This is a genomic window from Thalassobius sp. Cn5-15 (assembly GCF_022347685.1).
Classification (GTDB): domain Bacteria; phylum Pseudomonadota; class Alphaproteobacteria; order Rhodobacterales; family Rhodobacteraceae; genus Thalassobius.
The window spans coordinates 52,166-77,954 of the sequence record NZ_JAKRGF010000010.1; the positions used below are offsets into that span (position 1 = coordinate 52,166).

At 56.2% G+C, this 25,789-nt stretch carries 23 protein-coding genes and 2 pseudogenes; 12 read left to right on the forward strand and 13 right to left on the reverse strand.

Annotation, left to right across the window (positions count from 1 at the left end):
- Positions 1 to 59: 59 nt before the first annotated feature.
- Positions 60 to 923, reverse strand: a complete 864-nt coding sequence (locus MHM86_RS16110; RefSeq protein ID WP_239201366.1) for a glycosyltransferase — start codon at positions 921 to 923, stop codon at positions 60 to 62.
- A 119-nt stretch (positions 924 to 1,042) separates the two neighbouring features.
- On the opposite strand from MHM86_RS16110, the gene MHM86_RS16115 reads away from it, so the two are divergent.
- Both MHM86_RS16115 and MHM86_RS16120 read left to right on the forward strand, forming a co-directional pair.
- Entirely contained in the window at positions 1,043 to 1,309 is a 267-nt protein-coding gene (locus MHM86_RS16115; protein ID WP_239201368.1) for a hypothetical protein, read from the forward strand.
- 1 nt (position 1,310) lies between these two features.
- A complete protein-coding gene (locus MHM86_RS16120; protein WP_239201370.1) occupies positions 1,311 to 2,270 on the forward strand; it encodes a hypothetical protein in 960 nt (319 codons plus the stop codon).
- On the opposite strand, the gene MHM86_RS16125 is transcribed toward MHM86_RS16120, so the two are convergent.
- The 4 genes from MHM86_RS16125 to MHM86_RS16140 all read right to left on the reverse strand — a co-directional run bounded on the left by MHM86_RS16125 (position 2,182) and on the right by MHM86_RS16140 (position 7,021).
- Positions 2,182 to 3,390 (reverse strand): glycosyltransferase family 4 protein, encoded by a 1,209-nt coding sequence (locus MHM86_RS16125; protein WP_239201371.1) that lies wholly within the window; start codon positions 3,388 to 3,390, stop codon positions 2,182 to 2,184. The genes MHM86_RS16120 and MHM86_RS16125 overlap by 89 nt on opposite strands.
- A gap of 20 nt (positions 3,391 to 3,410) precedes the next feature.
- Entirely contained in the window at positions 3,411 to 4,742 is a 1,332-nt protein-coding gene (locus MHM86_RS16130; protein ID WP_239201373.1) for a lipopolysaccharide biosynthesis protein, read from the reverse strand.
- The gene (locus tag MHM86_RS17190) at positions 4,739 to 6,097 is read right to left on the reverse strand and encodes an O-antigen ligase family protein (protein ID WP_239201374.1); all 1,359 of its coding nucleotides are present in this window, start codon (positions 6,095 to 6,097) and stop codon (positions 4,739 to 4,741) included. Before MHM86_RS17190 ends, MHM86_RS16130 begins: the two co-directional genes overlap by 4 nt.
- 156 nt (positions 6,098 to 6,253) lie before the next feature.
- A complete protein-coding gene (locus MHM86_RS16140) occupies positions 6,254 to 7,021 on the reverse strand; it encodes a DeoR/GlpR family DNA-binding transcription regulator (RefSeq protein ID WP_239201375.1) in 768 nt (255 codons plus the stop codon).
- Between the two features lie 265 nt (positions 7,022 to 7,286).
- On the opposite strand from MHM86_RS16140, the gene glpD reads away from it, so the two are divergent.
- The 10 genes from glpD to gap all read left to right on the forward strand — a co-directional run bounded on the left by glpD (position 7,287) and on the right by gap (position 18,846).
- On the forward strand, positions 7,287 to 8,873 hold the full coding sequence (gene glpD, locus MHM86_RS16145) for a glycerol-3-phosphate dehydrogenase (RefSeq protein ID WP_239201377.1): 1,587 nt from the start codon (positions 7,287 to 7,289) through the stop codon (positions 8,871 to 8,873).
- 17 nt (positions 8,874 to 8,890) lie between these two features.
- On the forward strand, positions 8,891 to 9,979 hold the full coding sequence (locus MHM86_RS16150) for an ABC transporter ATP-binding protein (RefSeq protein ID WP_239201379.1): 1,089 nt from the start codon (positions 8,891 to 8,893) through the stop codon (positions 9,977 to 9,979).
- Between the two features lie 12 nt (positions 9,980 to 9,991).
- Positions 9,992 to 11,068, forward strand: a complete 1,077-nt coding sequence (locus MHM86_RS16155) for an ABC transporter ATP-binding protein (protein WP_239201381.1) — start codon at positions 9,992 to 9,994, stop codon at positions 11,066 to 11,068.
- The gene (locus tag MHM86_RS16160) at positions 11,068 to 11,937 is read left to right on the forward strand and encodes a carbohydrate ABC transporter permease (protein WP_239201383.1); all 870 of its coding nucleotides are present in this window, start codon (positions 11,068 to 11,070) and stop codon (positions 11,935 to 11,937) included. Before MHM86_RS16155 ends, MHM86_RS16160 begins: the two co-directional genes overlap by 1 nt.
- Positions 11,938 to 11,940: 3 nt before the next feature.
- Positions 11,941 to 12,804 (forward strand): carbohydrate ABC transporter permease, encoded by an 864-nt coding sequence (locus MHM86_RS16165; protein ID WP_239201385.1) that lies wholly within the window; start codon positions 11,941 to 11,943, stop codon positions 12,802 to 12,804.
- Between the two features lie 18 nt (positions 12,805 to 12,822).
- Positions 12,823 to 13,095 (forward strand): DUF2160 domain-containing protein, encoded by a 273-nt coding sequence (locus tag MHM86_RS16170; RefSeq protein ID WP_239201387.1) that lies wholly within the window; start codon positions 12,823 to 12,825, stop codon positions 13,093 to 13,095.
- A 70-nt stretch (positions 13,096 to 13,165) separates the two neighbouring features.
- Positions 13,166 to 14,887: an ABC transporter substrate-binding protein gene (locus MHM86_RS16175; RefSeq protein ID WP_239201390.1), complete on the forward strand. Its 1,722-nt coding sequence runs from the start codon at positions 13,166 to 13,168 to the stop codon at positions 14,885 to 14,887.
- A 160-nt stretch (positions 14,888 to 15,047) separates the two neighbouring features.
- Positions 15,048 to 16,535, forward strand: coding sequence for a glycerol kinase GlpK (gene glpK, locus MHM86_RS16180; protein ID WP_239201392.1), 1,488 nt, complete (start codon positions 15,048 to 15,050; stop codon positions 16,533 to 16,535).
- A complete protein-coding gene (locus MHM86_RS16185) occupies positions 16,536 to 17,693 on the forward strand; it encodes an iron-containing alcohol dehydrogenase (protein ID WP_239201394.1) in 1,158 nt (385 codons plus the stop codon).
- A 154-nt stretch (positions 17,694 to 17,847) separates the two neighbouring features.
- Entirely contained in the window at positions 17,848 to 18,846 is a 999-nt protein-coding gene (gap, locus tag MHM86_RS16190; RefSeq protein WP_239201395.1) for a type I glyceraldehyde-3-phosphate dehydrogenase, read from the forward strand.
- A 402-nt stretch (positions 18,847 to 19,248) separates the two neighbouring features.
- On the opposite strand, the pseudogene MHM86_RS16195 reads toward gap, so the two are convergent.
- From MHM86_RS16195 to MHM86_RS16230, 8 genes and pseudogenes are all read right to left on the reverse strand, one after another.
- Positions 19,249 to 20,465: pseudogene (locus MHM86_RS16195) on the reverse strand (IS3 family transposase).
- A gap of 18 nt (positions 20,466 to 20,483) precedes the next feature.
- A complete protein-coding gene (locus MHM86_RS16200; protein WP_239201396.1) occupies positions 20,484 to 21,029 on the reverse strand; it encodes a hypothetical protein in 546 nt (181 codons plus the stop codon).
- Positions 21,030 to 21,237: 208 nt separating this feature from the next.
- Positions 21,238 to 21,930, reverse strand: coding sequence for an imm11 family protein (locus tag MHM86_RS16205; RefSeq protein ID WP_239201398.1), 693 nt, complete (start codon positions 21,928 to 21,930; stop codon positions 21,238 to 21,240).
- Positions 21,920 to 22,705: a toxin-activating lysine-acyltransferase gene (locus tag MHM86_RS16210; protein ID WP_239201399.1), complete on the reverse strand. Its 786-nt coding sequence runs from the start codon at positions 22,703 to 22,705 to the stop codon at positions 21,920 to 21,922. Before MHM86_RS16210 ends, MHM86_RS16205 begins: the two co-directional genes overlap by 11 nt.
- Before the next feature lie 225 nt (positions 22,706 to 22,930).
- A complete protein-coding gene (locus MHM86_RS16215) occupies positions 22,931 to 23,611 on the reverse strand; it encodes an imm11 family protein (protein ID WP_239201400.1) in 681 nt (226 codons plus the stop codon).
- Between the two features lie 99 nt (positions 23,612 to 23,710).
- Positions 23,711 to 23,944 (reverse strand): annotated as a pseudogene (locus tag MHM86_RS16220) (transposase); the annotation flags it as partial.
- A gap of 120 nt (positions 23,945 to 24,064) precedes the next feature.
- On the reverse strand, positions 24,065 to 24,694 hold the full coding sequence (locus MHM86_RS16225; RefSeq protein ID WP_239201402.1) for an imm11 family protein: 630 nt from the start codon (positions 24,692 to 24,694) through the stop codon (positions 24,065 to 24,067).
- Positions 24,694 to 25,452 carry a toxin-activating lysine-acyltransferase gene (locus MHM86_RS16230; RefSeq protein WP_239201407.1) on the reverse strand — a complete coding sequence of 253 codons (759 nt, stop codon included), beginning with the start codon at positions 25,450 to 25,452 and terminating at the stop codon, positions 24,694 to 24,696. The genes MHM86_RS16225 and MHM86_RS16230 overlap by 1 nt, the downstream gene beginning before the upstream one ends.
- Positions 25,453 to 25,789 lie beyond the last annotated feature (337 nt).

Here is a 25,789-nt window from a genome sequence, read left to right on the forward strand (position 1 = left end):
GCGCGGTGAGGTGGTGGAATGCCTGATCTGAACAGGACACGCTCGTTTCGATTCGGCGTCTATATTGCGCTGGCGCGTTGGCGTAGGGGCGAACGGTAGGCGCGCTGCACCCAAGAGGTGGGTAGGACGCGCAACAACAACCGGGCCAGAGGGAAGACCAGCTGCGGTGATAGGACCCCGTGGTTGGCGCGCATGGCGCGGTAGTACCAACCCGCTTCCACCAATCCGCGTTTCAGATCGCGGCGACGGGTGTAGAAGTTTTCGCCAAGACGCCATTGAAACAGGCAGTCGGGCAGGTTGGCGATCCTGTGACCGCGTTCTAGCATGGTGACGATCATCGCCAAATCCTCACTCAGATACGCTTGCGGATACCGGATTGCGGGATCCTCAAACACCGATCGGCGGAAGCAATAGCTGGGGTGCAGCACCGGATTGATCTTGTGCGATACGGCAGCGATCTGATCGGCATTGGTGGGGAAGGAGCGGGGGGCGATCACATTGCCCTGTTCATCAATGTCCTGCGCCTGACAGCCGACCAGTGATAGGTCAGTGTGTGTCTGCAGATAGGTGATTTGCGCTGCGAAACGGCCGGGTAAGGACACATCGTCACCATCCATGCGGAACACAAATTCCTCCCGTTCAAGGATATCGATCAGCCGGTTCAACGATCGCGCCAAACCTTGATTATAGGGATTGGCGATCACCCGATAAAACCGGTCGCGGTTCTGGTGTAGCCAACTGTCCTGCTGCGGACGCAGGGGACCATCGCAGCATAGGTAAACGCGGGGAATGAAATCGCCCATCTGCCCTTCGATTGAGGCAAGCGCAGTTTCGAAATGCCCCAGATCGTCAGTGCGATAAAGCGTCATGACCACGGCGACTGCTGGGCGGGCATATGGCGCGGTGTTTTGTGTGTCTTGCATCTGTTGTCCCCTCGTTCAGACGCGCATTGCGCGCGACCGGACAAGGCTACGTACGATACGTTACCAATTGGTTAACCAATTCCACGGATGCTGCGAGAACCTCAAAAAAGGAGCATCCGATGCCTGCACAAAATCAATTCGAAGGACGCAGCCCGACCCGTGCCGGAGGACCGGTTAATCTAGCTCAGATAACGCCTGATGATACCACTGATTTGCCGGTGGTGTCGCAGTGGATCTATATCGGTGGTGCTGGGACGCTGCGGGTTACGACCCTGGGCGGACAGACCCTAACTCTGCCGAATTTGCATGTTGGCTGGCACCTGATGGAATTGGTGCGCATCCACGCCAGTGGCACTACGGCTACTGATCTGATTGTTGGGTGGTAAGATGACAGTGGCTATTCGGGCTCTGATCGCAGGGCAGGCGGCGCGGCGCACCAGCTACGCGTCCGGCGGGATAGAACCAGTGGCAGTCTGGGACTTTTCTGTCGGTCATTTCAGTCATGGCTTCACCCTGTCACGACCTAGCGAGGCGGTGGGTTACGATGGGGCAGGGCGGTTTGTGGGCGCCGCGCCAGACGAGTTGCGCTACGACCGCCGTGGTCTTCTGCCTGCCGCCTTGTTTGAAGGTGCAGCCAGTAATCTGTTGAGCCACTCTGCCGCAGCTATCAGCAATGGTTGGGTGGGGGCAGGGGCCACGGCGGTGGATCTGTCGGGCAACGCCTTGGGACAGTTCCATGGTTGTGCCATTCAGGCGGTTGATGCGGCGTGGAACCGGTTGCAGCATGCAGCGACGCCAGCGTTGGTAAGTGGCGTGCCCTATCGGGTGACGCTGTGGTTTGCCTTCGGCACGGTGGCAAGCGGTCTGGTGGTTTTGCGCAACGATGCCACGGGCGATGAGACGCAGGTTTATCTGACGCCCGGCGTGGCCAATTCCGGCATTCAAAACGCCGGGGCGATCACAGATCTGTCGATGGTGGAGGTGGGGGTCGATCAGGCGATCCATTTAAGTTTCACCTTTGTGCCGAATTTCGATGGTGGTGTGAGTTTTGGGTTCGGTCCTGGCAGTGATGTTGCGGGGGCCGAGGTGGTGCTGTTCGCCGCCCAGATGGAGGCCGGCACCGCCGCCAGCAGCTATATCCACAGTGGCGGCAGTCCGGCGCTGCGGGCGGCGGATCAAGTCGACTGGCAGGCGCCGACTGGTATTTACGATCTGCGGTTGATGGATGGCGCAGGCGTGCAGGTCGATCAGTTGGCGGTCACGGTGGGGCCGGATTGGCAGCCGGCGCCGCATCCGTTGAGTGTGTCGCGGGTTTTGCTGTACCCGTCTGGGACACTGCCCTTGTGAGGGGGTGTATCAGCGCCACAACCTGCTGGACGAAGGCATCGTCGGTGGCCGCGCGATAGAGGTTCGGGTGATCCTCTATCCCTTCGCCGCCGACGGGGCTGACGACGGTGGGGATGTCGGCATCGATGGTTTCGAAAACCTTGATCTTCACCCCAGACCCCAACCGCAATGGCGCCGCCGCCAGATCAAGGGTGGCAAATGCGGCGGTGGGATCCTCTAGGAAGCCGGTGACATGGACATACTCGCTGCTCAACGCCTGAACCTCAGCGCTAGGATGGGCGCCGATGATCCATAGATGTGCGTGGGGATGTACCTGTCGGATACGGGGCAGCAGCACGTTGACCATGTGTTGTACTGCATCGATGTTTTCCTGTCGCGCCATATTGCCCCAATAGCCGATCCGCCCTGCGATGATGCGATCCGGACTACGTAGGGTGTTTGCGACGGTGACGGTGCCGCGGACCACTTCGGCCTTTACCTCGGCTGCTGGTTGACGACGGGTGACGGCCTGTGCGTCTTCCTCTGTTAGGGTTCGCATTTGCGCAACGCGCGGCCAGACGATGTTTTCCCATAACCGCGTGCGCGCAGCCTCTAAGCCGTAGGCGTTGCGGCGTAGCCCGTGTGTTTGTGCTGCGTGACGCGCGAACAGGTTCGACACGATGTCATGTTGGCGGAAAATCACCCGGGGCAGTGCTTTGATCGGCACCGCTGCCAGACCTTGGGCGAAATCGGCGTAGATGATATCAATCGACGGGTCGCTCAGCAGCGTCCGCATTAAGTGCCGTGCTGCCCATTTACGCGCAGCAACAAAATTCGGCCACCACGGCCAGCGCAGGGCCCCGAAGAAGCGGGCGGATTTGTCCACCCGTTGCGGTGCCAGCACTGTCACATTGGCAGGCCAACCTGTGGGTTTCGGATCCAGGCGATCCAGATCATTGATGAAGTACAGGACCTGCACGGTGTGGTAACGTTTCGCCAGTGCCTCTATCTGGCGAAAAGCTAGTTTTTGGCCAGAGGAGGTGGCAGTTGCGCTTGGCTGGAAGCCGCAGACGTAGAGAAGCGTGGCCTCTGCCTCGGGTTTTGAGAGTGGAGCTGTCTTGGCAGTGGGAGTCTGTATCATCGGATTAATGCCTTAACTAATCAGCTAGTTACCGCGTCTCGACGCAATAATAAAATGCGCAGAGCGGCGAAAATAGAAGTGTCAAAGCCGGTGGCCCGTCGCGCCAGCGCCCAGAGTGTGACGGATTGCACTGACAAGAGCCCTGACACCACCAGTGCCGCGCCCAGAACGCCGGACAGATAGATCACCATCGGCAGGCAGAGGAGCATTAACAGCAGCATCGTGGTCGAGACTTTGGCATGCAGACGCTCATGTCCGGTCATGTTCAGCAGATCGCCACAAGGTCCCGCGCCCGCGTTGAACAGGTGGCCAACAGACAGGATCAACAACAGTGGCACGTGTTGCGTTAGCTTGGGATCAAGCACCTCCAGCACTTCTGCTCCCCATAGATAGAACAGGCCAAAAGCCATAAGCGCGGGCAGAAAGGCCAGCACCACGCCGGTAGAGGCGGCGGCCTGCGCTTGTGCAGGGTCCTTTCCGTAATAGGCGCGCGACAGGACTGGGCCCAGAAACACACTGATCGCGTTATGGGCAAATGACAGCAGGCTGGCGGTGCGAGAGAGTATGAAATAGGGCGCCGCCATTTCGGGGGAGATCATCAGCGCGACAAAGAGGATATCCAGATTGCTGAGTCCGTAGTTTGCTGTGGTGGACATCCAGATCGGACGGGTCACCTGCGTTAGCGGTTTGGTGTCCAATGGCGGTGCTGCGACTGGTTGCGCAGGCACCATCATGCGGCTACGCCAGCTTTGAACGCCAGCCATTGCGCCCAGTGACAGGCCAGCCATGACCATGAAGGTGGCGAAAGGCGCGGAGGGGTTCAGCGTACTGGCGATGACCACAAGCGGAAGGAGGCCAAGGCGCCACAGTACCTCTCGGGGTGCGATGGCCCAGAACAGACCGCCAAAACTACGCACTACCGCACCGTTTAGGTCAATCAGTACGTAAAATGGCAGTAACAGCAGACCCAGGCTGACCACTGACACTGTCTGTGCGACGCCCGCTTTGGCAGTCAATCCCGAAAGGATCAGTGCGAATGCCAACAGGGCTGCCGCAACACTGATCCCGATCGTCACCCGCATCGTGCGGCGTAGGGCATAGCGGATAATGGTGGATGTTTGTGCGCCTGATGCCTCTACTTGATCCTGGGGGATAAATCGCAAGAGTGCCATCGGCAGGCCCAGCCCGCAGAGCACACCAAGAAAGGTCAAGGCGCTGATAATACTGCCCCAATAACCAAACTCGCGGGCGGGCAGCCAACGGGCCAGCACGATAATACTGGCATAGGCAAGGATGGCACTGGCGATGCGTAGTGCCACAGCGATCAGGGATTTCGACAACAGGGATTTCATGCGGTGCCTCGCAGGAATTGAGGGTCGGATGACATACGTCCGGCCGCGGCAGAAGCGGGGCAGGGTGCCAGCATCGCCAGCGGGAAAATCAGGCAGGCCCAGCCAAAGAAAGAGGTGAGGATGCCGCCGTCAATCATGGCAGCAAGCGTAAAAAGCATGATGACGAATCGTGCTCTGGCACGATCGTGAACGGTGGGTTCCCAATGGTTGGCTTCATGCGGTGGAAACAGAAAGACGCGGGCTGTCGCATAGGCGAAATAGGCAAAGAGGGGCAGGCCCAGATACATCATCAATCGCAGGGCAAGGCTCTTGGCCGTCAGCGCGTTGCCCAGGCGGATGTCATTTTGCACCTCCCAGAGGTGGGCGATATGGGCAATCTTCTCGGGGAAGAGAAACAGTTCGTTGGACCAGCCAACGCCTAGCCACGGGTTTTCTGCCACCAGCTGCAGCGCCGCCAGATTATAGGTGGTGCGGATGATGGTTGACGCATCCTCCTCCAGAGCGGTGAGGCGGACAAAGAATCCCTGTAGCACGCTGTCGCCCACAATCACCGCTGCCAGCAGCACCAGATAAGCAAGTGCCAAAGCCGACAGTCGTAGTCCGCCCGCCATCTGGCGGGAGGTAAGGATCATCACCAATGCCAGTGCCACCAGCAGGATGCCGATGATCGACAGCGTTGCCAGCGACAGCACTATCGCTGCAATTGTTGCGACAGGGCGGCGAACACCGTCCAACGGGAACACCAGCCACGGCAGGAAATAAACCACCAGCAGTTTGCCAAACTCTGCTGGCTCCTGTGCGCTGCCGTTCATCCGGCCGAAGTGTTGCAGATAGGACAGATGGCCGGTGTCGCGCGTGCCCTCGACCACTGGGTGTAGCAGATCATAGAGAGGATTGCCGACCAGATAGTGCGACACCTGTAACGCGCTGTAGCCCACCACGATCCAGAAACTGGCCACTATAGTGCGCTGAAACTGCATCCGGTCCATGTGTCGTGCCAGCGTATAAAGCGCGACCATCAGGGCAAAGATGAACAAAGGCACGATCGCCGTCACCATCGCCTTGTGCTGTGGCACCAGCCCGTAATCAAGCCCGATGTTCACGGGCACCAATAGCCGTGCCCCGTTCAGTACCGTCAACGTAGCCGCTAGCGACAGGATCATCCCGTAGCGGCGCAGCAATGCGGCCTGCGCATTGCGTCCCAAAAGTGCTGTATGTGCCTGACCGGTTATAATCTGCACCCCCAGCAGCGGAAACAGCAACAGCAGCCCCGCATTAGAATCAAACCCGCCCAATAGGCCAACATGGCCGACGGCGCAGAACGGCAGGCAGAGCAGGAACAACTTGGCTAACACGCGAGCTCTTTTCGGGCAGTTGGGATTGGCAGTACCTCCAAAGGCCGCGAAGAAGGTTAATATTTGGTTAACCACTCGATATTGCGAGGCATTTCCGCATGTCCAAAGACCTCGCCGCTGAGCAACTGATCACAGTAAGGCGCTAGAGGATGCCCGTTAGCTATGCGTGGCGACGATGATTTGGGTATCGCATTGTGCGCAGGCAGCGGCGAAGGCCGCAGGCGGGGCTTTGTCTGTGACGAATGTATCGATCTCTGGCATGCTGGCGATCTTGATCGGCGCCTTGCGGTCGAATTTGGACGCATCGGCGGCCAGAATAACCTTGTCGCTTCGGGCGATTATCGCCTGGCTGACACCCACCTCGCGGGTGTCGAAATCTAGAATGTCTCCATCAGGATGCAGCGCCGAACAGCCGATGATCGCGTAATCGAAACGGAAGCGCGACACCGCCTCACGTGCCATCGCGCCGACCAGCCCCCCGTCTGCACGGCGCAGATCGCCGCCGGTGACGACCACCTCTGCCTCTGATTCATACATCAGCTTTTGCGCGATATTTAGGTTGTTTGTCACGATCAGCAGTCCGGTGTGGCGGCGCAGTTCAGCTGCGACCGCCTCGGTTGTGGTACCGATGTTGAGGAAGACGGAACAATCGTTGGGGATGTGTTTGACGCATTCGCGGGCGATGTCGACCTTGGACGACAGGTTCAGCTCTTGCCGTTCCATATAGCCTATGTTCATCGTGGTGGAGGGCAGAACGGCACCGCCGTGCACCCGTTCCAGTTGCCCTGCCTCTGCCAGTTCGGTGAGATCGCGGCGAATCGTCTGTGGGGTGACGCCAAAGTAATCAACCAACATTTCGACGGTCACTTTGCCTTCGCGGCGGGCAATCTCGATAATTTCTGGCTTTCGCAGGGTTTGAACCATAGGGCCTCCGTCTTTCATCTGACCATAGTGGGTTCGTTTCGGTTCGCAACCGCTCTAATTTATTTTCGCTTCCGCTGTTGATAGACGCGCATATTTGCGATTCGGGTCAAACATTGGACAAGAATTTCATTTTCTTGTCATAAGCTTATGTCGATACGAACCAAAACGAACAAAATTTTCTTCCATTTGCGCTCGTTTTCTGTTCAAAAGTTGCTGTGTTCTGAGGGCTGCCAGCGGCTGCAAGAGCCGCATTGGGAGGATAGCTATGCAAACTGATTATGATCTTTTGGTCATTGGTGGCGGGATCAATGGTTGCGGGATTGCCCGTGATGCGGCGGGTCGCGGCCTGAAGGTTTGCCTTGTCGAAATGAACGATCTGGGTGGCGCGACTTCTGCGTCCTCGACTAAGCTGTTTCATGGCGGGCTGCGCTATCTGGAATATTTTGAATTCCGCCTTGTCCGCGAAGCATTGATTGAGCGTGAGGTTCTGCTCAAGGCGATGCCCCATATCTCTTGGCCGATGCGGTTTGTGCTGCCTTATCATCGCGACATGCGGTTTGATACCACCACTCCCACTTCGAAATTGCTGAGCACCATCATGCCGTGGATGAAGGGCCGCCGTCCGGCGTGGCTGATCCGGCTCGGGCTGTTCCTGTATGACAATCTGGGGGGGCGCGAGATTCTGCCGGGTACGGTCAGTCTTGATCTGAAATCGGCACCAGAAGGTGCGCCGCTGAACAAAAAATTTGAAAAGGCGTTCGAATATTCGGACTGCTGGGTCGAAGATTCGCGCCTTGTCGTGCTGAACGCCCGTGATGCCGAAGCGCGTGGTGCCAAGATTTGCACCCGCGAAAAAGTGGTCTCGGCTGATGTGGTGGATGGCATTTGGACCGTAACATCTGAAAGCCGCAACAGTGGCGCACAAACACAGCGTACCGCGCGTATGGTGGTGAATGCGGCTGGCCCTTGGGTTGGCGATGTGCTGCGCGGCACGTTGAAAAGCAACAGTTCACATGGCGTGCGTCTGGTGCGTGGCAGCCATATCGTGACCAAGAAACTGTTTGATCATGACAAGTGCTATTTCTTTCAGGGCACGGATGGGCGGATCACCTTTGCGATTCCCTATGAGACCGACTTCACCCTGATCGGCACCACTGACATGGAACATAAGGATCCATCGCAAAAGCCAGAGTGTACCGACGAAGAACGCGACTATCTGATCGACTTCATCAATCAGTATATTGCTGATCCGATTGCGGCTGATGATGTGGTCTGGACCTATTCCGGTGTGCGACCGCTTTATGATGATGGTGCTGACAGTGCGACCGCTGCCACCCGTGATTATGTGTTGAAAGTTGACAAGTCCCGCGGGGCACCTGTACTGAACGTTTTCGGTGGTAAAATAACGACTTACCGATGCCTTGCCGAAAGCGCGATGGACGAGATCGAGAAAGAAGTGCCCACCACCAAAACAGCATGGACAGCAGGGGTTTCAATGCCCGGCGGTGACTTTCCCGTGGATGGTGTGGAGGCGCTGGTGGCACAGATTCGCGATCGGTTTGCGTTTCTGGATCAGCGGTGGGCACTGCGTTTGGTGCGGGCCTATGGCACCGATGCGTGGCAGGTGTTGAAAGACGCCAGCAAGCCGGAAGATCTGGGCCGCGATTTCGGCGCGTCACTGACCGAAGCAGAGGTCAACTGGCTGATGGACCATGAATATGCACAACGTGCCGACGACGTTGTGTGGCGTCGCAGCAAGTTGGGGCTACGAATGGCAGCCGCACAAATAGAAGAATTGGATGCATGGATGACCGCGCGGGCCACGGCCGTGTCGTCGACCGCTGCTGAGTAGAGGAGGAGTTTTGGCTGATGTCGCTTGAACTGAAAGGCGTTTCAAAGGTCGTGAATGGCCAGACGCATATTTATGAAACGGACCTTACCCTTGAAAAGGGCACAATGAACGTGCTTCTCGGGCCGACCCTTTCGGGGAAGACCTCTCTTATGCGGTTGATGGCGGGTCTGGATAAACCGACATCGGGGCGTATCCTCTGGGAGGGGAAGGACGTCACGGATGTGAAGGTGCAAGATCGCCATGTGGCGATGGTCTACCAGCAGTTTATCAACTACCCCTCAATGACGGTTTACGACAATATCGCCTCGCCGTTGAAACTGATGGGCAAATCCAAGGCCGAGATTGACCGCGAAGTGCGCAAAGCTGCTGATCTGATGCAGCTGTCGCCGATGCTGGATCGTAAGCCGCTGGAATTGTCGGGCGGTCAGCAACAGCGTTGTGCGCTGGCGCGTGCACTTGTCAAAGGGGCTGGTCTGGTTCTGTTGGATGAACCGCTGGCTAACCTTGATTATAAGTTGCGCGAAGAGCTGCGGATCGAGATCCCCAAAATCTTTGAAGAGTCGGGATCGATCTTTGTCTACGCGACCACAGAACCCGAAGAAGCGCTGCTGCTGGGTGGCAACACCGCCACCCTGTGGGAAGGTCGCATCACCCAGTTCGGCCCGACCCCAGTGGTCTATCGCCAGCCGGTGAACGCAACCACGGCGCGGGTGTTCAGCGATCCGCCGATGAACTTCCTACCGGTGAGCAAAGTCGGTAGCCGTATCATGTTTGGCGACGGTCAGTCCGCTGCCGCCACCGGTGCGATGCAGGAACTGCCCGATGGCCGGTACCAGGCGGGGTTCCGTCCCAATCACGTCGAAATCCTGTCGCACGGACCCGAGTCGATGGAGTTTCACACTCAGCTGATGGTGACGGAGCTGACCGGTTCGGAAACCTTTGTGCACCTTGATCACCACGGTGATGCCTGGGTTGGCCTAATCCACGGGGTGCACGATCTGAAACTAGGCGCCCCGCTGAAAGTTTATCTGGATCCCAGCCACGTCTATATCTTCAGCGAAGACGGGGATCTTGTAACCCCTGCGTCTTACGCGCTGGCCGCGTGAGGAGAACGTAAAATGGCAAAAATCACCCTCGATAATCTGGCGCATTCCTACAATCCAAACCCTGCTTCGGAAGCGGATTTCGCGCTGAAAGAACTGAACCACGTTTGGGCCGATGGCGAAGCCTATGCGCTGCTGGGGTCTTCCGGCTGTGGCAAATCCACGTTGCTGAATATCATTTCCGGCCTGTTGATGCCCAGTCAGGGACGGATCCTGTTTGATGATGTGGACGTCACTCAGGCCAGCACAGCGGATCGCAATATTGCACAGGTGTTCCAGTTCCCCGTGGTTTATGACACCATGACCGTGCGGGATAATCTGGCGTTCCCGTTGAAAAACCGGGGGGCCAGTGCGTCCTATATCGCGCAGCGTGTGCAGCAGATCGGTGCGATGATCGGCATGGAAGCTGAACTGGACATGCGTGCCCGCGGCCTGACTGCCGATGCAAAACAAAAGATCTCTCTGGGTCGTGGCATGGTCCGTGAAGACGTGAACGCGCTGCTGTTTGATGAGCCGCTGACCGTGATCGACCCCCACATGAAGTGGGAGCTGCGCACCCAGTTGAAATCGCTGCACCACGAATTTGGCCACACGATGATCTATGTGACCCATGATCAGACAGAGGCGCTGACCTTCGCAGATAAGGTGGTGGTGATGTATGATGGTCGTGTAGTGCAGATTGGCACGCCGGAAGAGCTGTTTGAAAAACCGCAGCACACATTTGTGGGCTATTTCATCGGTTCGCCAGGGATGAACGTGATTCCTGCCAAAGTTGAACAGAATATTGCCACAGTGCATGGCGCCTCGGTGCCGCTGGCGCAGTCCTATGACGGCCTGAACGGCAAGGTGGAGCTGGGCGTGCGGCCTGAATTTGTGTCGCTGACCGAAGGCGAAGGCCTGCCGGTCAAAGTGCGCCGCGTCGAAGATGTGGGCCGCCACAAGATTGTACGCGCCGAGCTGTTCGGCAATGACATCAATATCGTAGAAGCCGAGGGCACGTCGATTTCGCCGGATATGAACCGCGTCACCTTCGATCCCCAAAAGGTCAATGTCTACGTGAATGACTGGCTCAAAGAGGGGGAGGCAGCCTGATGAACAAGACACTCAATCAAAAGGCATGGTTTCTGGTCCTGCCCGTTCTGGTGCTGGTGGCCTTTTCGGCGGTGATCCCGCTGATGACCGTGGTGAACTATTCGGTTCAGGACACTTTCGGCAACAACCAGTATTTCTGGGCCGGTCTGGAATGGTTCGGTGAACTGCTGGAGGATGACCGGATCTGGGGTGCGCTGTGGCGCCAGCTGATGTTCTCGGCGATTATTCTGTGCATTCAGGTGCCACTGGGGGTTTTTGTGGCCCTGAACATGCCCAAGAAAGGGTTCTGGGCCAGTTTCTGTCTGGTGGTGATGTCGCTGCCGCTGTTGGTTCCGTGGAACGTTGTGGGCACCATCTGGCAGATTTTTGGCCGCGTCGATATTGGCCTTTTGGGCTACACGCTGTCGTCGCTGGGCATTGACTATAACTATACGTCCGACCCTGTGGCTGCATGGATCACCATTATTGTGATGGATGTCTGGCACTGGACCTCGCTGGTGGCGCTGCTGGCCTATGCCGGTTTGCAGTCCATCCCCGATGCCTACTATCAGGCGGCCAAGATTGATCAGGCCAGCCGCTGGAACATTTTCCGCTACATTGAACTGCCGAAAATGATGGGCGTTCTGATGATCGCCATCCTGCTGCGGTTCATGGACAGCTTCATGATCTATACCGAGCCGTTTGTTGTCACCGGCGGTGGCCCCGGCAACTCCACCACGCTTCTGTCGATTGACCTGGTGAAACTGGCACTGGGGCAGTTTGATCTTGGACCCGCGGCGGCCTTTTCGATCATGTATTATCTGGTGATTTTGACCATCAGTTACGTGTTCTACACCGTCATGACCAACATGGACAAAAAGGAGGGCTGACCGATGGCCAACACCACCGCAACAACACCAGCCGCTCCGGTGCGGACAGGATCTAAACCGCGCCTGCGGGTCAAGGGATCGACCATTGTGATGGGGCTTTACCTCTTGTTCCTGATGCTGCCGATCTACTGGCTGCTGAACATGAGCCTGAAGACCAACACAGAGATCCTGAATTCGTTCTCTCTCTGGCCGCAGAACCTGACTTTTGCCAACTATGAAACGATCCTGACCGATCCGGCATGGTACATGGGCTATGTGAACTCGTTGATCTATGTGGTTCTGAACACGGTGATCAGCCTCGCCGTGGCGTTGCCGGCCGCCTACGCGTTCAGCCGTTACACCTTCCTGGGTGACAAGCACCTGTTCTTCTGGTTGCTGACCAACCGGATGGCGCCGCCTGCGGTCTTCGCGCTGCCGTTCTTCCAGCTTTATTCTTCTGTTGGGCTGTTTGACACCCATATCGCGGTTGCGCTGGCGCATTGCCTGTTCAACGTGCCGCTGGCGGTTTGGATCCTCGAAGGCTTCATGCGCGGCGTGCCCAAAGAGATCGACGAAACCGCCTATATCGACGGTTATTCTTTCGGCAAGTTCTTTATGAAGATTTTCATGCCGCTGATATCCTCAGGCATCGGCGTCGCGGCCTTCTTCTGTTTCATGTTCTCATGGGTGGAATTGCTGCTGAGCCGGACCCTGACCACCGTAGACGCCAAGCCAATCGCCGCCATCATGACCCGGACCCAAGGCGCCGCTGGCATCGATTGGGGTGTGCTGGCCGCTGCGGGTGTGCTGACGCTCGTGCCGGGGGCTTTGGTTATCTACTTCGTTCGCAACTATATCGCCAAGGGCTTCGCCCTGGGTCGCGTGTAAGTCAAAAGGAGAAACGTCATGGAATGGATGGCTTGGACCTGGCCGACGGCCCTGTTCTTCATCATCATCGCGTCGACACTTGTCGTCTTCACGATCCTGGCAATCAAATTTCCGGAAACCCCGCGTCAGGGGATTCTGGGAATGGAAACGACGAGAGGAGATCGTCTTTTCATCACACTTCTCGGCTCTGCCTTCATCAATTTGGCATGGCTGGGAATTGTCGGGGCACACCAACCTTTTGCACTGGGGGTTTGCCTTACCTACGCCATCGCGGTTTTCCGCTGGGTGTAGTGCATCGCATGCTCAATCGGGGACATTGGGGTGCACTTAAAAACTGAGTTTCCAATATAGGGAGGAAATGATGAACTTTAATCTTAAATCAAGCACAGCGATTGTGTTCGCGCTGGCCATTTCGGGGGCGCCCGCCCTTGCAGATATGGATGCTGCCAAGACATTTCTGGACACTGAAATCGGTGACCTTTCGGTTCTGAGCCGTGCCGACCAAGAAGCTGAGATGCAGTTTTTTGTTGACGCGGCCCAGCCGTATAAAGGTATGGAAATCAAGGTCGTGTCAGAAACGATCACCACCCACCAGTACGAAAGCGAAGTGCTGGCACCCGCGTTCGAAGCCATCACTGGCATCAAGGTCACCCATGACCTGATCGGTGAAGGCGACGTGGTTGAAAAGCTGCAAACACAGATGCTGTCGGGCGAAAACATCTATGACGCCTATATCAACGACAGTGACCTGATCGGCACCCATTGGCGCTATCAGCAGGTGCGCAACCTGACCGACTGGATGGCAGGCGAAGGCAAAGACGTGACCCTGCCGACGTTGGACGTTGAGGATTTCATCGGCACCAGCTTCACCACCGGTCCTGATGGCAAACTGTACCAGCTGCCGACCCAGCAGTTCGCGAACCTTTATTGGTTCCGCTACGATTGGTTCAACGATCCCAAAAACATGGCCGACTTCAAAGCGGCCTATGGCTATGATCTGGGCGTTCCTGTCAACTGGTCGGCCTATGAAGACATTGCAGAATTCTTCACCGGTCGCGATCTGAGCCACCTTGGTGTTGACGGCGACGTGTTCGGCAACATGGACTACGGCAAGAAAGACCCCAGCCTTGGCTGGCGCTACACTGATGCGTGGATGTCCATGGCTGGTATGGGCGATGCGGGTGAACCGAACGGTCTGCCGGTTGACGAATGGGGCATTCGTGTTAACGAAAACTCCCAGCCCACCGGTTCCTGTGTGGCCCGTGGTGGTGCAACGAACGCACCGGCCGCTGTTTACGCTGTGACCAAAGCGATCGAATGGCTGGAGAAGTATTCGCCGCCCGCAGCTGCTGGCATGACCTTCTCTGAGGCAGGCCCGATCCCTGCACAGGGCAACGTGGCTCAGCAGATGTTCTGGTATACCGCCTTTACCGCCGCCACGGTTGAGCCCGGTCTGCCGGTGATGAATGAAGACGGTACGCCGAAATGGCGCATGGCTCCGTCGCCGCATGGCGCCTACTGGAAAGAAGGCCAGAAGATTGGTTATCAGGACGCCGGTTCCTGGACTCTGATGAAGTCCACCCCGGTCGATCGTGCACAGGCTGCATGGCTCTACGCGCAGTTTGTTGTGTCCAAAACCGTTGACCTGAAGAAATCGGACGTGGGCCTGACCTTCATCCGTGAATCGACCATCGACAGCCAGCACTTCACCGATCGCGCCGACAAACTGGGTGGTCTGGTGGAATTCTACCGTTCGCCCGCACGCGTTCAGTGGTCGCCCACCGGCACCAACGTACCTGACTACCCCAAGCTGGCACAGCTGTGGTGGCAGAACATCGGCGATGCAATGTCCGGTGCCAAGACGCCTCAGCAGGCACTTGACGCCCTTTGCGCCGACCAAGAGCGTGTTCTGTCGCGTCTGCAGCGTGCAGGTGTCCAGGGTGATCTGGGTCCGGTCCTGAACGATGAGCAGGACGCAGACTACTGGTTTGCCCAGCCCGGTGCGCCTTATGCACCGCTGGAAAACGAGGATGAAGAGCCGATCACCGTCTCCTATGACGAGCTGATCAAATCCTGGCAGTAATCCGGGTCTCCTCCCAGGTGCGGGGCGCGTCAGTGCCTCGCACCACCTAAACAGATTTCCCAATTTTCCGACGGCCTGTTGCAGGCACAGTCGGGTCCCATTCGGGCGGTATCATAACCGTTCCCCATTTTTGCGGCCAAACGACGGAGGCATGTTCCCGATGAAATACGTATTAGCAGTTGACCAGGGCACGACCTCAACCCGCGCCATCATCTTTGACTCGGCGCTGAAACCCGTGGCGACGTCGCAAGATGAATTCGAACAACATTTCCCCCGCTCTGGCTGGGTGGAGCATAATCCTGATGACCTTTGGGCCTCTTCAGCGGGCACCTGCCGCGCGGTGATTGAACGCGCGGGCATTGATCCCAAAGACATCGCCTCTATCGGGATCACCAACCAGCGTGAAACGACAATTGTCTGGGACAAAAACACTGGCCAGCCGATCTATAACGCGATTGTCTGGCAGGACCGGCGCACGGCATCCTATTGCGACGCGCTGCGCGCAGCAGGTCATGGCAAGATGTTTTCCGATAGAACTGGCCTGCTGATTGATCCCTACTTTTCGGCAACGAAGCTGAAGTGGATCCTGGATAATGTCGATGGCGCCCGCGCCCGTGCACAACAGGGTGAGCTGCTGTTTGGTACCGTGGACAGCTTTCTGATCTGGAAGCTGACCGGCGGGGCGGTGCACGCCACCGATGCTACCAACGCAGCGCGCACCATGCTGTACGATATCCGCAAAGGCTGCTGGAGCAGCACCATCTGCGCGCTGTTTGATATTCCGATGAGCATGCTGCCAGAGGTGAAGGACTGCGCCGCCGATTTCGGCACCAGTCGCGCCGATCTGTTCGGTCGCGGCATCCCGATCTGCGGTGTGGCGGGCGATCAACAGGCAGCGACTTTGGGGCAGGCCTGTTTTAAACCCGGCATGTTGAAGGCCACTTACGGCACCGGTTGCTTTGCCCTGCTGAACACTGGCAAAGCGCCGGTGCAGTCTAACAACCGTCTGCTGACCACCATTGCCTATCAGTTGAACGGCAAGCCGACATATGCGCTGGAAGGATCAATCTTCATTGCCGGTGCGGTGGTGCAGTGGCTGCGTGACGGGTTGCGTATCATTCATGAGGCATCGGAAACGCAGGCGCTGGCGGAACAGGCAGACCCGACGCAGAACGTCGTTCTGGTGCCTGCCTTCACTGGCCTGGGTGCGCCCTATTGGGCCCCTGAATGCCGGGGCTCTGTCTTTGGTCTGACCCGAAACTCCGGCCCCCGCGAACTGGCCCGCGCCGCGCTGGAAAGCGTTGGTTATCAGACTCGTGACCTCTTGGAGGCGATGACCTCTGATATTGGCGCGCAGGCGGATCGTGCCGTGTTGCGCGTGGATGGCGGGATGAGCGCGTCGAACTGGGCGATGCAGTTTCTGGCCGATATTATCGACGGCCCTGTGGACCGACCGCAGGTGTTGGAAACCACAGCGCTTGGGGTGGCTTGGCTTGCAGGGATGCAGGTCGGGCTGATGCCTGAGCAGGATGAATTTGCCAAGCTGTGGGCGTTGGACCGTGAATTTGTCCCAACGATGGACCCCCAAACTCGCGAAGCTAAATATGGGGCGTGGAAACGTGCGGTTGACTGTACGCTGGCGTTCTAAATGGCGGCCGCGTTTCATATCAACACGCCAACGGCGGTGCAATTCGGGGCGGGTGTCGTCACCATGCTGCACAGTGTCCTACCGGATCCTGCAGGCACGGTTTTGTTGGTGCGCGGATCTTCCGAGGCGCAAGCGGCACCGGTTATCGCCGATCTTGCGGCGCAGGGTATTCCGTTGCAACAGATCGCTGTCACGGCGGAGCCAAGCGTGGCCTCCGTGAATGCTGCCTTTGCGGCCGTATCGGACACACGATTTGGTGCGATCATCGCTTGTGGTGGGGGATCCGTTCTGGATACGGCCAAAGCATTGCGCTTCTGTCTAGAATGGGGCCGCGCCTTGCCGGATAACATCGCAATGGTCGATCCGGCCGCATTGCAGCGCGATCCCGCGCTTGCCCTGATCGCAATCCCAACAACAGCCGGCACTGGGGCTGAAGTCACATCGAATGCTGTCTTGGGGGTGTGGAGGGCAGGCGGCGCCGCAAAGCTGAGCCTGCGGGGCAGGGGCCTGTTCCCCTCTGTGGCGCTGGTCGATCCGGACCTGCTGGCCACAACGCCCAAATCTGTTGCGCTGGGATCCGGCCTTGATGCCGTGACCCAGACGATTGAGGCCTATACCTCATCCTATGCCACCCCGTTTACAGCCGCGTTGAGTGAGCCCAACCTGCGCCTCGGCGCACGGGCGTTGCGGCGCATCATCGAGGGTCCGGATCCAGAGGCGTGGCAGCACATAGCCTGGGTCAGCCTTAGCAGCGGACTGGCGCTGGCCAATGGTGGCCTTGGCGCGGCGCATGGTCTGGCCGCGGTGCTGGGCGCACGTCTGAAGGCGCCGCATGGATTGCTGTGTGGTCGGTTGCTGGCACCGGTTCTGATCCAAAACCGGTCAAAGGTGCAAATCGGTTCAGACGTTTTCACCCGAATAGAAAACAGTATCGAGGCATTGGCAGAGGTGTTTCCCAAAACCGGCGGCCGAAACGAACTGTCTGGATTTGAAACATGGCTGCGCCTGCACAGGGTACCGCGGCTGTGTGACTTTGGCCTCACCCCTGCGGATTTTGCGGCTGTCGCCGAGTCTGCCGTCTATGCCTCCTCCAGCACCAAAAATGCGGTACCGTTAGAAATCCCTGATTTCATACACATTCTAGAGGCTGCCCACTGACCTGACATCCTGTAAGGGACCGCCCACCAGCCAGATCCGATCCTCAATCTCAAATGCTCCCGATTGGTGGTGCCCTATAGCCGCCGAACTCTCCCGAGGGCCTCTTTTGAGGTCTTGTTTTTATCAAAAATGTTAGCGCTAAAGGAAAGACGACATGACGACAGTAGCAATCAACGGTTTCGGCCGGATCGGACGAAATGTTCTGCGTGCCATTATCGAATCCGGTCGCACCGACCTTGAAGTGGTGGCGATCAACGACCTCGCACCGGTAGAGACAAATGCGCACCTTTTGAAATACGACAGCGTGCACGGGCGTTTTGACGCGACGGTGCGTAGCACCGCAACCAGTATTGATGTCGGTCGCGGCCCGATGCAGGTGACCGCTCTGCGCAACCCTGCGGAATTGCCGTGGTCGGGCGTTGATGTTGTGCTTGAATGCACCGGCATTTTCACCTCCAAGATGGCGTGTCAGGCCCACCTAGACAACGGATCAAAACGAGTGCTGATCTCCGCGCCCGCCAAAGAAGCGGACAAAACCATCGTCTATGGCGTCAACCATGACACGCTGACCGCTGCCGATCTGGTGGTGTCAAATGCGTCCTGCACCACCAACTGTCTGGCGCCTGTGGCCAAGGCCCTGAACGATACCGTCGGCATCACCAAGGGTTTGATGACCACAATTCACAGCTATACTGGCGATCAGCCAACGCTGGACACGATGCACAGCGACCTCTACCGCGCCCGCGCCGCCGCGATGAGCATGATCCCGACCTCCACCGGCGCCGCGAAGGCGGTTGGGCTTGTCCTGCCGGAGTTGGACGGCAAGCTGGACGGAGTTGCGATCCGTGTGCCGACGCCAAATGTTTCGGTGGTAGATCTGACGTTTGAAGCCAGCCGCAATACCTCTGTTGAAGAGATCAATGAGGCGATCCGCGCCGCCGCCAACGGCCCGCTGAAGGGTATTCTGGGCGTGACGGATGAAAAACTGGTCAGTCAGGATTTTAACCATGATCCGCAGTCGTCAATCTTTGCGACCGACCAGACCAAAGTGATGAAGGGCACCATGTGCCGTATCCTCAGCTGGTATGACAACGAATGGGGTTTTTCTAACCGGATGATAGACACAGCTGTCGCGATCGGGCGCTTAATCTGACAGCACGCCGGTGTTTGGGTGCCATTTGTGCGGATCACATAGGATCGCAATGGCACCCAACTGTAGATTTGATGCTACATCGGACTAGCGTTTAACATAATAATACTTATAAGTATTGCTGTTCCTGGTTTTTCCGCGCCTGCGATTTCTGAGATTGCACCGTATACAATGGGTTAGCAGCAGCTGGGTGCGCAATCGTACGCTCTCATGAGCGTAATTGATTTTCTCGACACTATGAGACTGCCCTGCTGGCACGGGATGGTCAAAGTCTGTAGCCTGTGCAGGCGCTGGAGACGGTTGACGCAATCGAGTGTTGTCATGTTCTCAATCCGCGGATTGGTTAGAGGTGGTCCTAGATTTTAGACCAGTTTGCAGCCGTTTTAAGATGGATCAGGGTTTCATTTAGGCTGCTATTCTCATTGGCTGTGTTTTGCTGGCATAGGCCTCATCCGGGGTCAACAAGCCGTGCGTCGAGTGTGGACGTTCGGAGTTGTCATATGTCATCCACTTTCCGATCCCGGCCCGCGCGTCGGAGGCTGTTTCAAAGGCGTTCAGATACACGCATTCATACTTCAGGGATCGCCACAGACGCTCAATCATGCGATTGTCGCGCCAGGCTCCCTTGCCATCCATGCTGATCTTGATCTTTGCGTCTGTCAGAACGTCGATCCATGCGCCGCTGGTGAACTGGCTGCCTTGGTCGCTGTTAAAGATTTCCGGCGGTCCGTACCTGGCAATCGCCTCTTTCAAAGCCTCCACGCAGAAATCCGCGTCCATGCTATTGGACAAGCGCCAGGATAAAATCTTGCGGCTGTACCAATCCATGATGGCGACCAAATACAGGAAGCCACGCCGCATCGGTATGTAGGTAATGTCTGCGCACCAGACCTGGTTGGGGCGATCAATCACCATATTGCGCAGCAGGTATGGCCAGATCTTATGCTGGGGATGCTTCTTGCTGGTATTTGGCGCCTGGTCAATCGGCACCAGCCTCATAAGTCGCATCAACCGTCGTACACGGTGCCGACTACATCGATGCCCATTCCGCTTCATGTACCTGGCCATTTGGCGCGATCCATACCACGGTGTTTCCAGAAACTGCTTGTCCCTCTCGGCAGATTTGCGTTCGCAAATCGCCTGCCGGGCAGCGGATGGCTTCCATGAACCGCAGGTTTTTCGCGCTTTCACCAACCGGCTGATAGGAAAGATGCGACCGCGAAAACTGCAACAGTTCGCACTGTTTACGAAGGCTTAACCTATGATCCCGGCTCACCATTTTTTGCCTCGCGTCCCGAGCAACTGATGCGAGGCTTCCATTGCCCGGCAGGCGCATTCGAAGAATGCTGCCGAGAGGGGGCTAAAAAATCCCGTTCCACGACCAACTGGCCGATCTTCGAGTGCAGCTTGTCGACATCAGCGGAACTAACCTGCTCGGGGGCCGAACCTCGGCGGGTAAATGCCGTCGCCATGTTCTCTATCGCTGCCCGCTTCCACGTTCCGATCTGCGTGGGGTGAACGCCATATTTCTTGGACAGTTCCGCCAGCGTCATCTCCTCGCGGATCGCTTCAAGCGCAACCTTCGCCTTGAACTCCGGAGAATGGTTCTTGCGTTTCTTCATTTTGGATCGTCACTTTCTTCATGCGATCCACCTTAACGACTGGTCCAAATTTCCGCGACCACCTCTGTGGTTTTCGGCACTGTCAATCAGACCGGCCTGCACCCTTGGATCAGCATCGTTGAAAATCAGAACCGGCTTGCCGTCACGGCCATCCCCACCGCCATCATTGCGCAAACCACCTTCCTGAATGGCCATTTCAAGAAACTTGTTCAGGCCCCGATGTTCCCGCGCCATAAATTCCGTGGCGGTCTTTTGGGCTCGTTCTCTCACTTCTTCTAAAGTCAAATCCGGATTTTCGATCCGCAAACGCATCCGTTCTGCGTCGGCCACATCATCGCCGCGAGCCTTTATTTCATCAATTCGAGCTTGGACAAAAGTCGTGTAGGCTGGGTGGCTGCCATTGTGGCTGGCTACCCCCATCCGCAATGCATCATCACCTTGCTGCAGGACGTAATTACCGTTTTGCGCATAATCTCGGTGATCATATTGAAAATCACCTGCATCGGCAGAACTGATCCGATCAAAATAGTCTTTGTTTGTTGTCCGTGTCGCGGTCGGCAGCAATTCTGTCGGCGTGACGGGGTTTTCTGCCCAAGCAACATCCGCGCCGACGAATCTTTAATCTCTGGCGAAAAAAACCAGCCCGTATCCTTGCCGGACGTTGGCTCCCCGGTACGAGTGGTTTTGAAAATTGGATTTCCCGACGAGGTATTTTTATTGAACGAATAATTAGTCATGAAAACAAATACCTATACCAAATTAAACTAAAAAATTACACTTCCGACCAGACAGAATCTGCGGCAATCCCGGTTATGCCCGCATCCTGCATCGCCTGAAAGAGCGCATCTGATACAAAGATTCTTGCAGACGGGAAAAACCGGTAATCAATCCAGGCAGTCAGCCCCCCGATGACAGATTTATGCATCCTTTGCCGATCAGGGCTTTTTTTGCCCGCATAGTTTGCTCTCTGATGTTTAAAACGCAACGGCCCTCCACCAACGGATTTGAGCCCTTCAGAACTTTCGTCAATCCCATCAACAACCTTATGCACCCACCAGATGTAATAGTTGTCATAGGGGGATCCATCCTGTTTCAGGATCTCAACCGAGAAAAACTGCCAGCCATCCTCTTTGGTCTGATGTGTTTCGATCAGCGCCTTCAGGCGCGGGCTGACCATATTGGCTTTGGCATATTGGTTATTACACCCGGGAAAGGAATCGATGAAATCTGGCAATTCCGTATCGTCTGAATTCTGAACCTTCTGTGGCAGAAAATCGGCCCGCCACGGTCGCTCTGCTGTTCGGAAATCCAGCAAACGCATGTCCATGCTTTTTTCCATATAAGCAAGTTCTTCGGCATCCAGCCAATCCTTACCCGCCTTTATTCGGGCATCATCCGCCGGGTCACAGGTATGAAGTCGAATGGAAAACTTGTACTCAAGGCTCGCATCCAGATTAACAGCCATCACGCATCCTCCTTTTTGTCACATCGGGTGCCTCTCCCTGCGACGCGCCCATCTTCTCCAGCGTTTCCTTGTCCACCAGACGGCCGATGATCGGGTGCAGGCGCAGGTCGCCCCCCTTGACCACCTGTTTGAAATTGCCCAGCACGCTGGCAGTGGTTTTGCGATCGGGCGCGATCACGTCGATCAGCCAGCTGATCTCGCCGCTGGCCCAATCCTCGGCTTTCAGGCGCAGCGGCCAGACGCCGTTGCGGATCTTGGCGTCCACCTCTTCGGACACGCTGGCCCAGATCGCCAGCCGGTCGCGAATCAGCGGATCCAGCACAAGGTGCTGCAGATCAGCCAATGTCTGATGACGATAGCGCGGCAGGGGCAGTGTCGCCTGTGATGTCATAGGACAGGGCGTAGAAGCTGTTGGTTTCTGCCCCTGCGGGCAGAGGAACGTAGAGAACGGTTCAGCACCGACTTTCTTCCCGACTTCACCTAATCCATCCAGATCTCGCCCATCTGAAAACACAACGCGAAGCCATTCTTCATAGCCTCTCAACCACCCCAACACCTTCTCCACCTCACCTTGGGTGAGCGGATCATCAGTAATTTGCAGGGTCAGGCGGGTCAGGGCATAGCCTTCGCCATAACTTGCGGCGAGGTCCGCTGGATCCACTACAAATACGCTTTTTGGATCGCTATAATCTTCAAACCCAACCCAGCGCAGCCCATCAAATTCTGTCGGAGCTCTGCCAATCTGATCCTCGATCAGGCCCTGAAATGTGCACATATCTATCCGCCCGACACGCAGGTCGCGAAACACGCTGCGCGCCAGACCCGGCCCCGGAAGCAAATCTGTAAACAATTCTTTGCATTCTCTAAATACTTCACGTGGCAACATATCATGTGCCTGAATCCCCTGGGACGTTGCGGATACCATTGTTAAATAACCTTAAATTCTTTGAAACTCTGTGAAATACATTGAAGAAAGTACAGTTTTGATAGGGCTTCCCCCTCATACATCTTTCATCGGATAGTGCTTCGGCATTTTCAGCCCCGACGCTTTGATCCGCGCAGCAAGTTCATCTGAAAAGAAAATCCACAGGTCACGCAGATATTTCTCGCGCCAGATATGGCGGTTGCCGATTTCCTCACGGGACATTGCCAGCCCTTTAAAGTCGGACCGTGATCGGGCTTTGACCACATAGTCGATATAGTCGCCAATACTGTCATCAACCGCGAGACCCGGATCGCAGTCTTCCAGCCGGAAACTGTTCAGGTGATTATGGATCACCATCCCGTAATACGGCACCGGATAAGATGTGTCTTTTGGCATGGTGATTTCAATCGGCCAAAACTGATGCACACCCGGTTCCAGCTCTTCGATGATCCCTTTCAGCGTTTCGTCAACGGCAATGAGTTTACTGTTGAGCGAAATAAGTGAGAAAAGCTCTTTGTAGGATTTCCAAGTTTTAAACACCTTCGGCTTTTCGTGGTCAGCGAGCCAACCTAGATCTTTATGAAACTTGTCGGAGAAAGGGCTTCGCAGTAAACGTGCCTCCATACCCAGCTTTGCTTTTTCGGACGCAGGCATGCTGTTTTTGTAGTACTGCTCAATACCCTCATCATACCCAACATAATCCCCATCCGGCCAATGCACGCCAAAACCATTCGGCTCAATCACACCCCATGTCATCTGCGTTCTCCTTAAGTCCTGAAACCACCCAAAATCTATTGTCGGGGATGCTTAGTTAACCTTTGCGTTCGAGCCGGTGGTCGCCGTCTGCGACGCACCCATTTTCTCCAGCATCGTATCAGCCAGCAAGCGCTTGAGCCTGGCGTTCTCGTCCTCCATCGCCTTCAGCTTCGCGACATCGGACACCTCCATGCCGCCAAACTTCGACTTGTATTTGTAGAACGTGCCCTGACTGAGGCCGTGCTTCCGGCACACCTCAGCTGTCGGCACCCCGGCTTCCTGCTCTTTGATCATCCCAATGATTTGGGCTTCCGTGAAACGGCTCTTTCGCATTCGTTTGCTCCTTCAATAGGTTGAGCAAACTCTGCATCAGAACGAGGGAAGTTTCGGGGGGCAGGTCATGCGCATTCATGCTACTTCACCTAAATCTTTAAAATAATCAATAATTATGAATTACTTGGCCTCGATATACCTACCAGGGGCGAAACCGGTAACCTTTGCTTCTTGAAATGCCTCTGTCAGTTCATCACTGATAATGCGCTGATATGAGAGTTGCGGATCAGCCCAGATATGAGCGTTGCCGATCGCGTCCTTGCTGAAAACAGCTGTGCTATTCGGATGCTTAATAATATTCAGCCCGTCCCAATAATCATTTGGCCCGGTGTACGGCGGATCGATCAGCACTGGGTGAAGCCCCTTGATACTCCTCTGGATGATCCAGATGGAATGTCCGTCATCCTTTTGGGCAGATTTTCCACTCCATTCCAATGTGATCGGATAAAATGCATGCACACCCGGCTCAAACTTTTCGACGATGTCCTTTACTTTTTCAGAAACGATCAATCCGATCTTGTTGCTCACCATATCTGCCAGTTTATAGCGGCGCCCTTTGGGTTGCAGGCGACGCGGCAAATGGGTGGGATCGATAGGACGACCGCAAATTGCGGACTGATTGCGCTCCGGGGGATTGATCCCAACAACGACACTACGATCAGGGTTGGTTATTTTTCTCGGATCACCATCCAAGAACGTAAAGTGATCAGTGTAGGTCGCAACCGTTTTTGTACTAAATACATATGGCATCAGTGCGTTCCCTTCTTGACCTGCGACGCGCCCATCTTCTCCAGCGTTTCCTTGTCCACCAGACGGCCGATGATCGGGTGCAGGCGCAGGTCGCCCCCTTTGACCACCTGTTTGAAGTTGCCCAGTACGCTGGCGGTGGTTTTACGATCGGGCGCGATCACGTCGATCAGCCAGCTGATCTCGCCGCTGGCCCAATCCTCGGCTTTCAGGCGCAGCGGCCAGACGCCGTTGCGGATCTTGGCGTCCACCTCTTCGGACACGCTGGCCCAGATCGCCAGCCGGTCGCGAATCAGCGGATCCAGCACAAGGTGCTGCAGATCAGCCAATGTCTGATGACGATAGCGCGGCAGGGGCAGTGTCGCCTGTGATGTCATAGGACAGGGCGTAGAAGCTGTTGGTTTCTGCCCCTGCGGGCAGAGGAACGTAGAGAACGGTTCAGCACCGACTTTCTTCCCGACTTCACCTAATCCATCCAGATCTCGCCCATCTGAAAACACAACGCGAAGCCATTCTTCATAGCCTCTCAACCACCCCAACACCTTCTCCTCCTCACCTTGGGTGAGCGGATCATCAGTAATTTGCAGGGTCAGGCGGGTCAGGGCATAGCCTTCGCCATAACTTGCGGCGAGGTCCGCTGGATCCACTACAAATACGCTTTTTGGATCGCTATAATCTTCAAACCCAACCCAGCGCAGCCCATCAAATTCTGTCGGAGCTCTGCCAATCTGATCCTCGATCAGGCCCAGAAATGTGCCCATATCTATCCGCCTGACACGCAGGTCGCGAAACACGCTGCGCGCCAGACCCGGCCCCGGAAGCAAATCTGTAAACAATTCTTTGCATTCACTAAAGACTTCACGTGGCAACATATCATGTGCCTGAATCCCCTGGGACGTTGCGGATGCCATTGTTAAATAACCTTAAACTCTGTGAAATACTTTTAAGAATGCGCAATATTGATGGGGCTTCCCCCTCATACATCTTTCATCGGATAGTGCTTCGGCATTTTCAGCCCCGACGCTTTGATCCGCGCAGCAAGTTCATCTGAAAAGAAAATCCACAGGTCACGCAGATATTTCTCGCGCCAGATATGGC

Coding starts and splice junctions, on each gene's coding strand:
- MHM86_RS16110 (WP_239201366.1), bottom strand. CDS start 923: ATGCAAGACACACAAAACACCGCGCCATATGCCCGCCCAGCAGTCGCC.
- MHM86_RS16115 (WP_239201368.1), top strand. CDS start 1,043: ATGCCTGCACAAAATCAATTCGAAGGACGCAGCCCGACCCGTGCCGGA.
- MHM86_RS16120 (WP_239201370.1), top strand. CDS start 1,311: ATGACAGTGGCTATTCGGGCTCTGATCGCAGGGCAGGCGGCGCGGCGC.
- MHM86_RS16125 (WP_239201371.1), bottom strand. CDS start 3,390: ATGATACAGACTCCCACTGCCAAGACAGCTCCACTCTCAAAACCCGAG.
- MHM86_RS16130 (WP_239201373.1), bottom strand. CDS start 4,742: ATGAAATCCCTGTTGTCGAAATCCCTGATCGCTGTGGCACTACGCATC.
- MHM86_RS16140 (WP_239201375.1), bottom strand. CDS start 7,021: ATGGTTCAAACCCTGCGAAAGCCAGAAATTATCGAGATTGCCCGCCGC.
- glpD (WP_239201377.1), top strand. CDS start 7,287: ATGCAAACTGATTATGATCTTTTGGTCATTGGTGGCGGGATCAATGGT.
- MHM86_RS16150 (WP_239201379.1), top strand. CDS start 8,891: ATGTCGCTTGAACTGAAAGGCGTTTCAAAGGTCGTGAATGGCCAGACG.
- MHM86_RS16155 (WP_239201381.1), top strand. CDS start 9,992: ATGGCAAAAATCACCCTCGATAATCTGGCGCATTCCTACAATCCAAAC.
- MHM86_RS16160 (WP_239201383.1), top strand. CDS start 11,068: ATGAACAAGACACTCAATCAAAAGGCATGGTTTCTGGTCCTGCCCGTT.
- MHM86_RS16165 (WP_239201385.1), top strand. CDS start 11,941: ATGGCCAACACCACCGCAACAACACCAGCCGCTCCGGTGCGGACAGGA.
- MHM86_RS16170 (WP_239201387.1), top strand. CDS start 12,823: ATGGAATGGATGGCTTGGACCTGGCCGACGGCCCTGTTCTTCATCATC.
- MHM86_RS16175 (WP_239201390.1), top strand. CDS start 13,166: ATGAACTTTAATCTTAAATCAAGCACAGCGATTGTGTTCGCGCTGGCC.
- glpK (WP_239201392.1), top strand. CDS start 15,048: ATGAAATACGTATTAGCAGTTGACCAGGGCACGACCTCAACCCGCGCC.
- MHM86_RS16185 (WP_239201394.1), top strand. CDS start 16,536: ATGGCGGCCGCGTTTCATATCAACACGCCAACGGCGGTGCAATTCGGG.
- gap (WP_239201395.1), top strand. CDS start 17,848: ATGACGACAGTAGCAATCAACGGTTTCGGCCGGATCGGACGAAATGTT.
- MHM86_RS16205 (WP_239201398.1), bottom strand. CDS start 21,930: ATGGCTGTTAATCTGGATGCGAGCCTTGAGTACAAGTTTTCCATTCGA.
- MHM86_RS16210 (WP_239201399.1), bottom strand. CDS start 22,705: ATGTGCACATTTCAGGGCCTGATCGAGGATCAGATTGGCAGAGCTCCG.
- MHM86_RS16215 (WP_239201400.1), bottom strand. CDS start 23,611: ATGACATGGGGTGTGATTGAGCCGAATGGTTTTGGCGTGCATTGGCCG.
- MHM86_RS16225 (WP_239201402.1), bottom strand. CDS start 24,694: ATGCCATATGTATTTAGTACAAAAACGGTTGCGACCTACACTGATCAC.
- MHM86_RS16230 (WP_239201407.1), bottom strand. CDS start 25,452: ATGGGCACATTTCTGGGCCTGATCGAGGATCAGATTGGCAGAGCTCCG.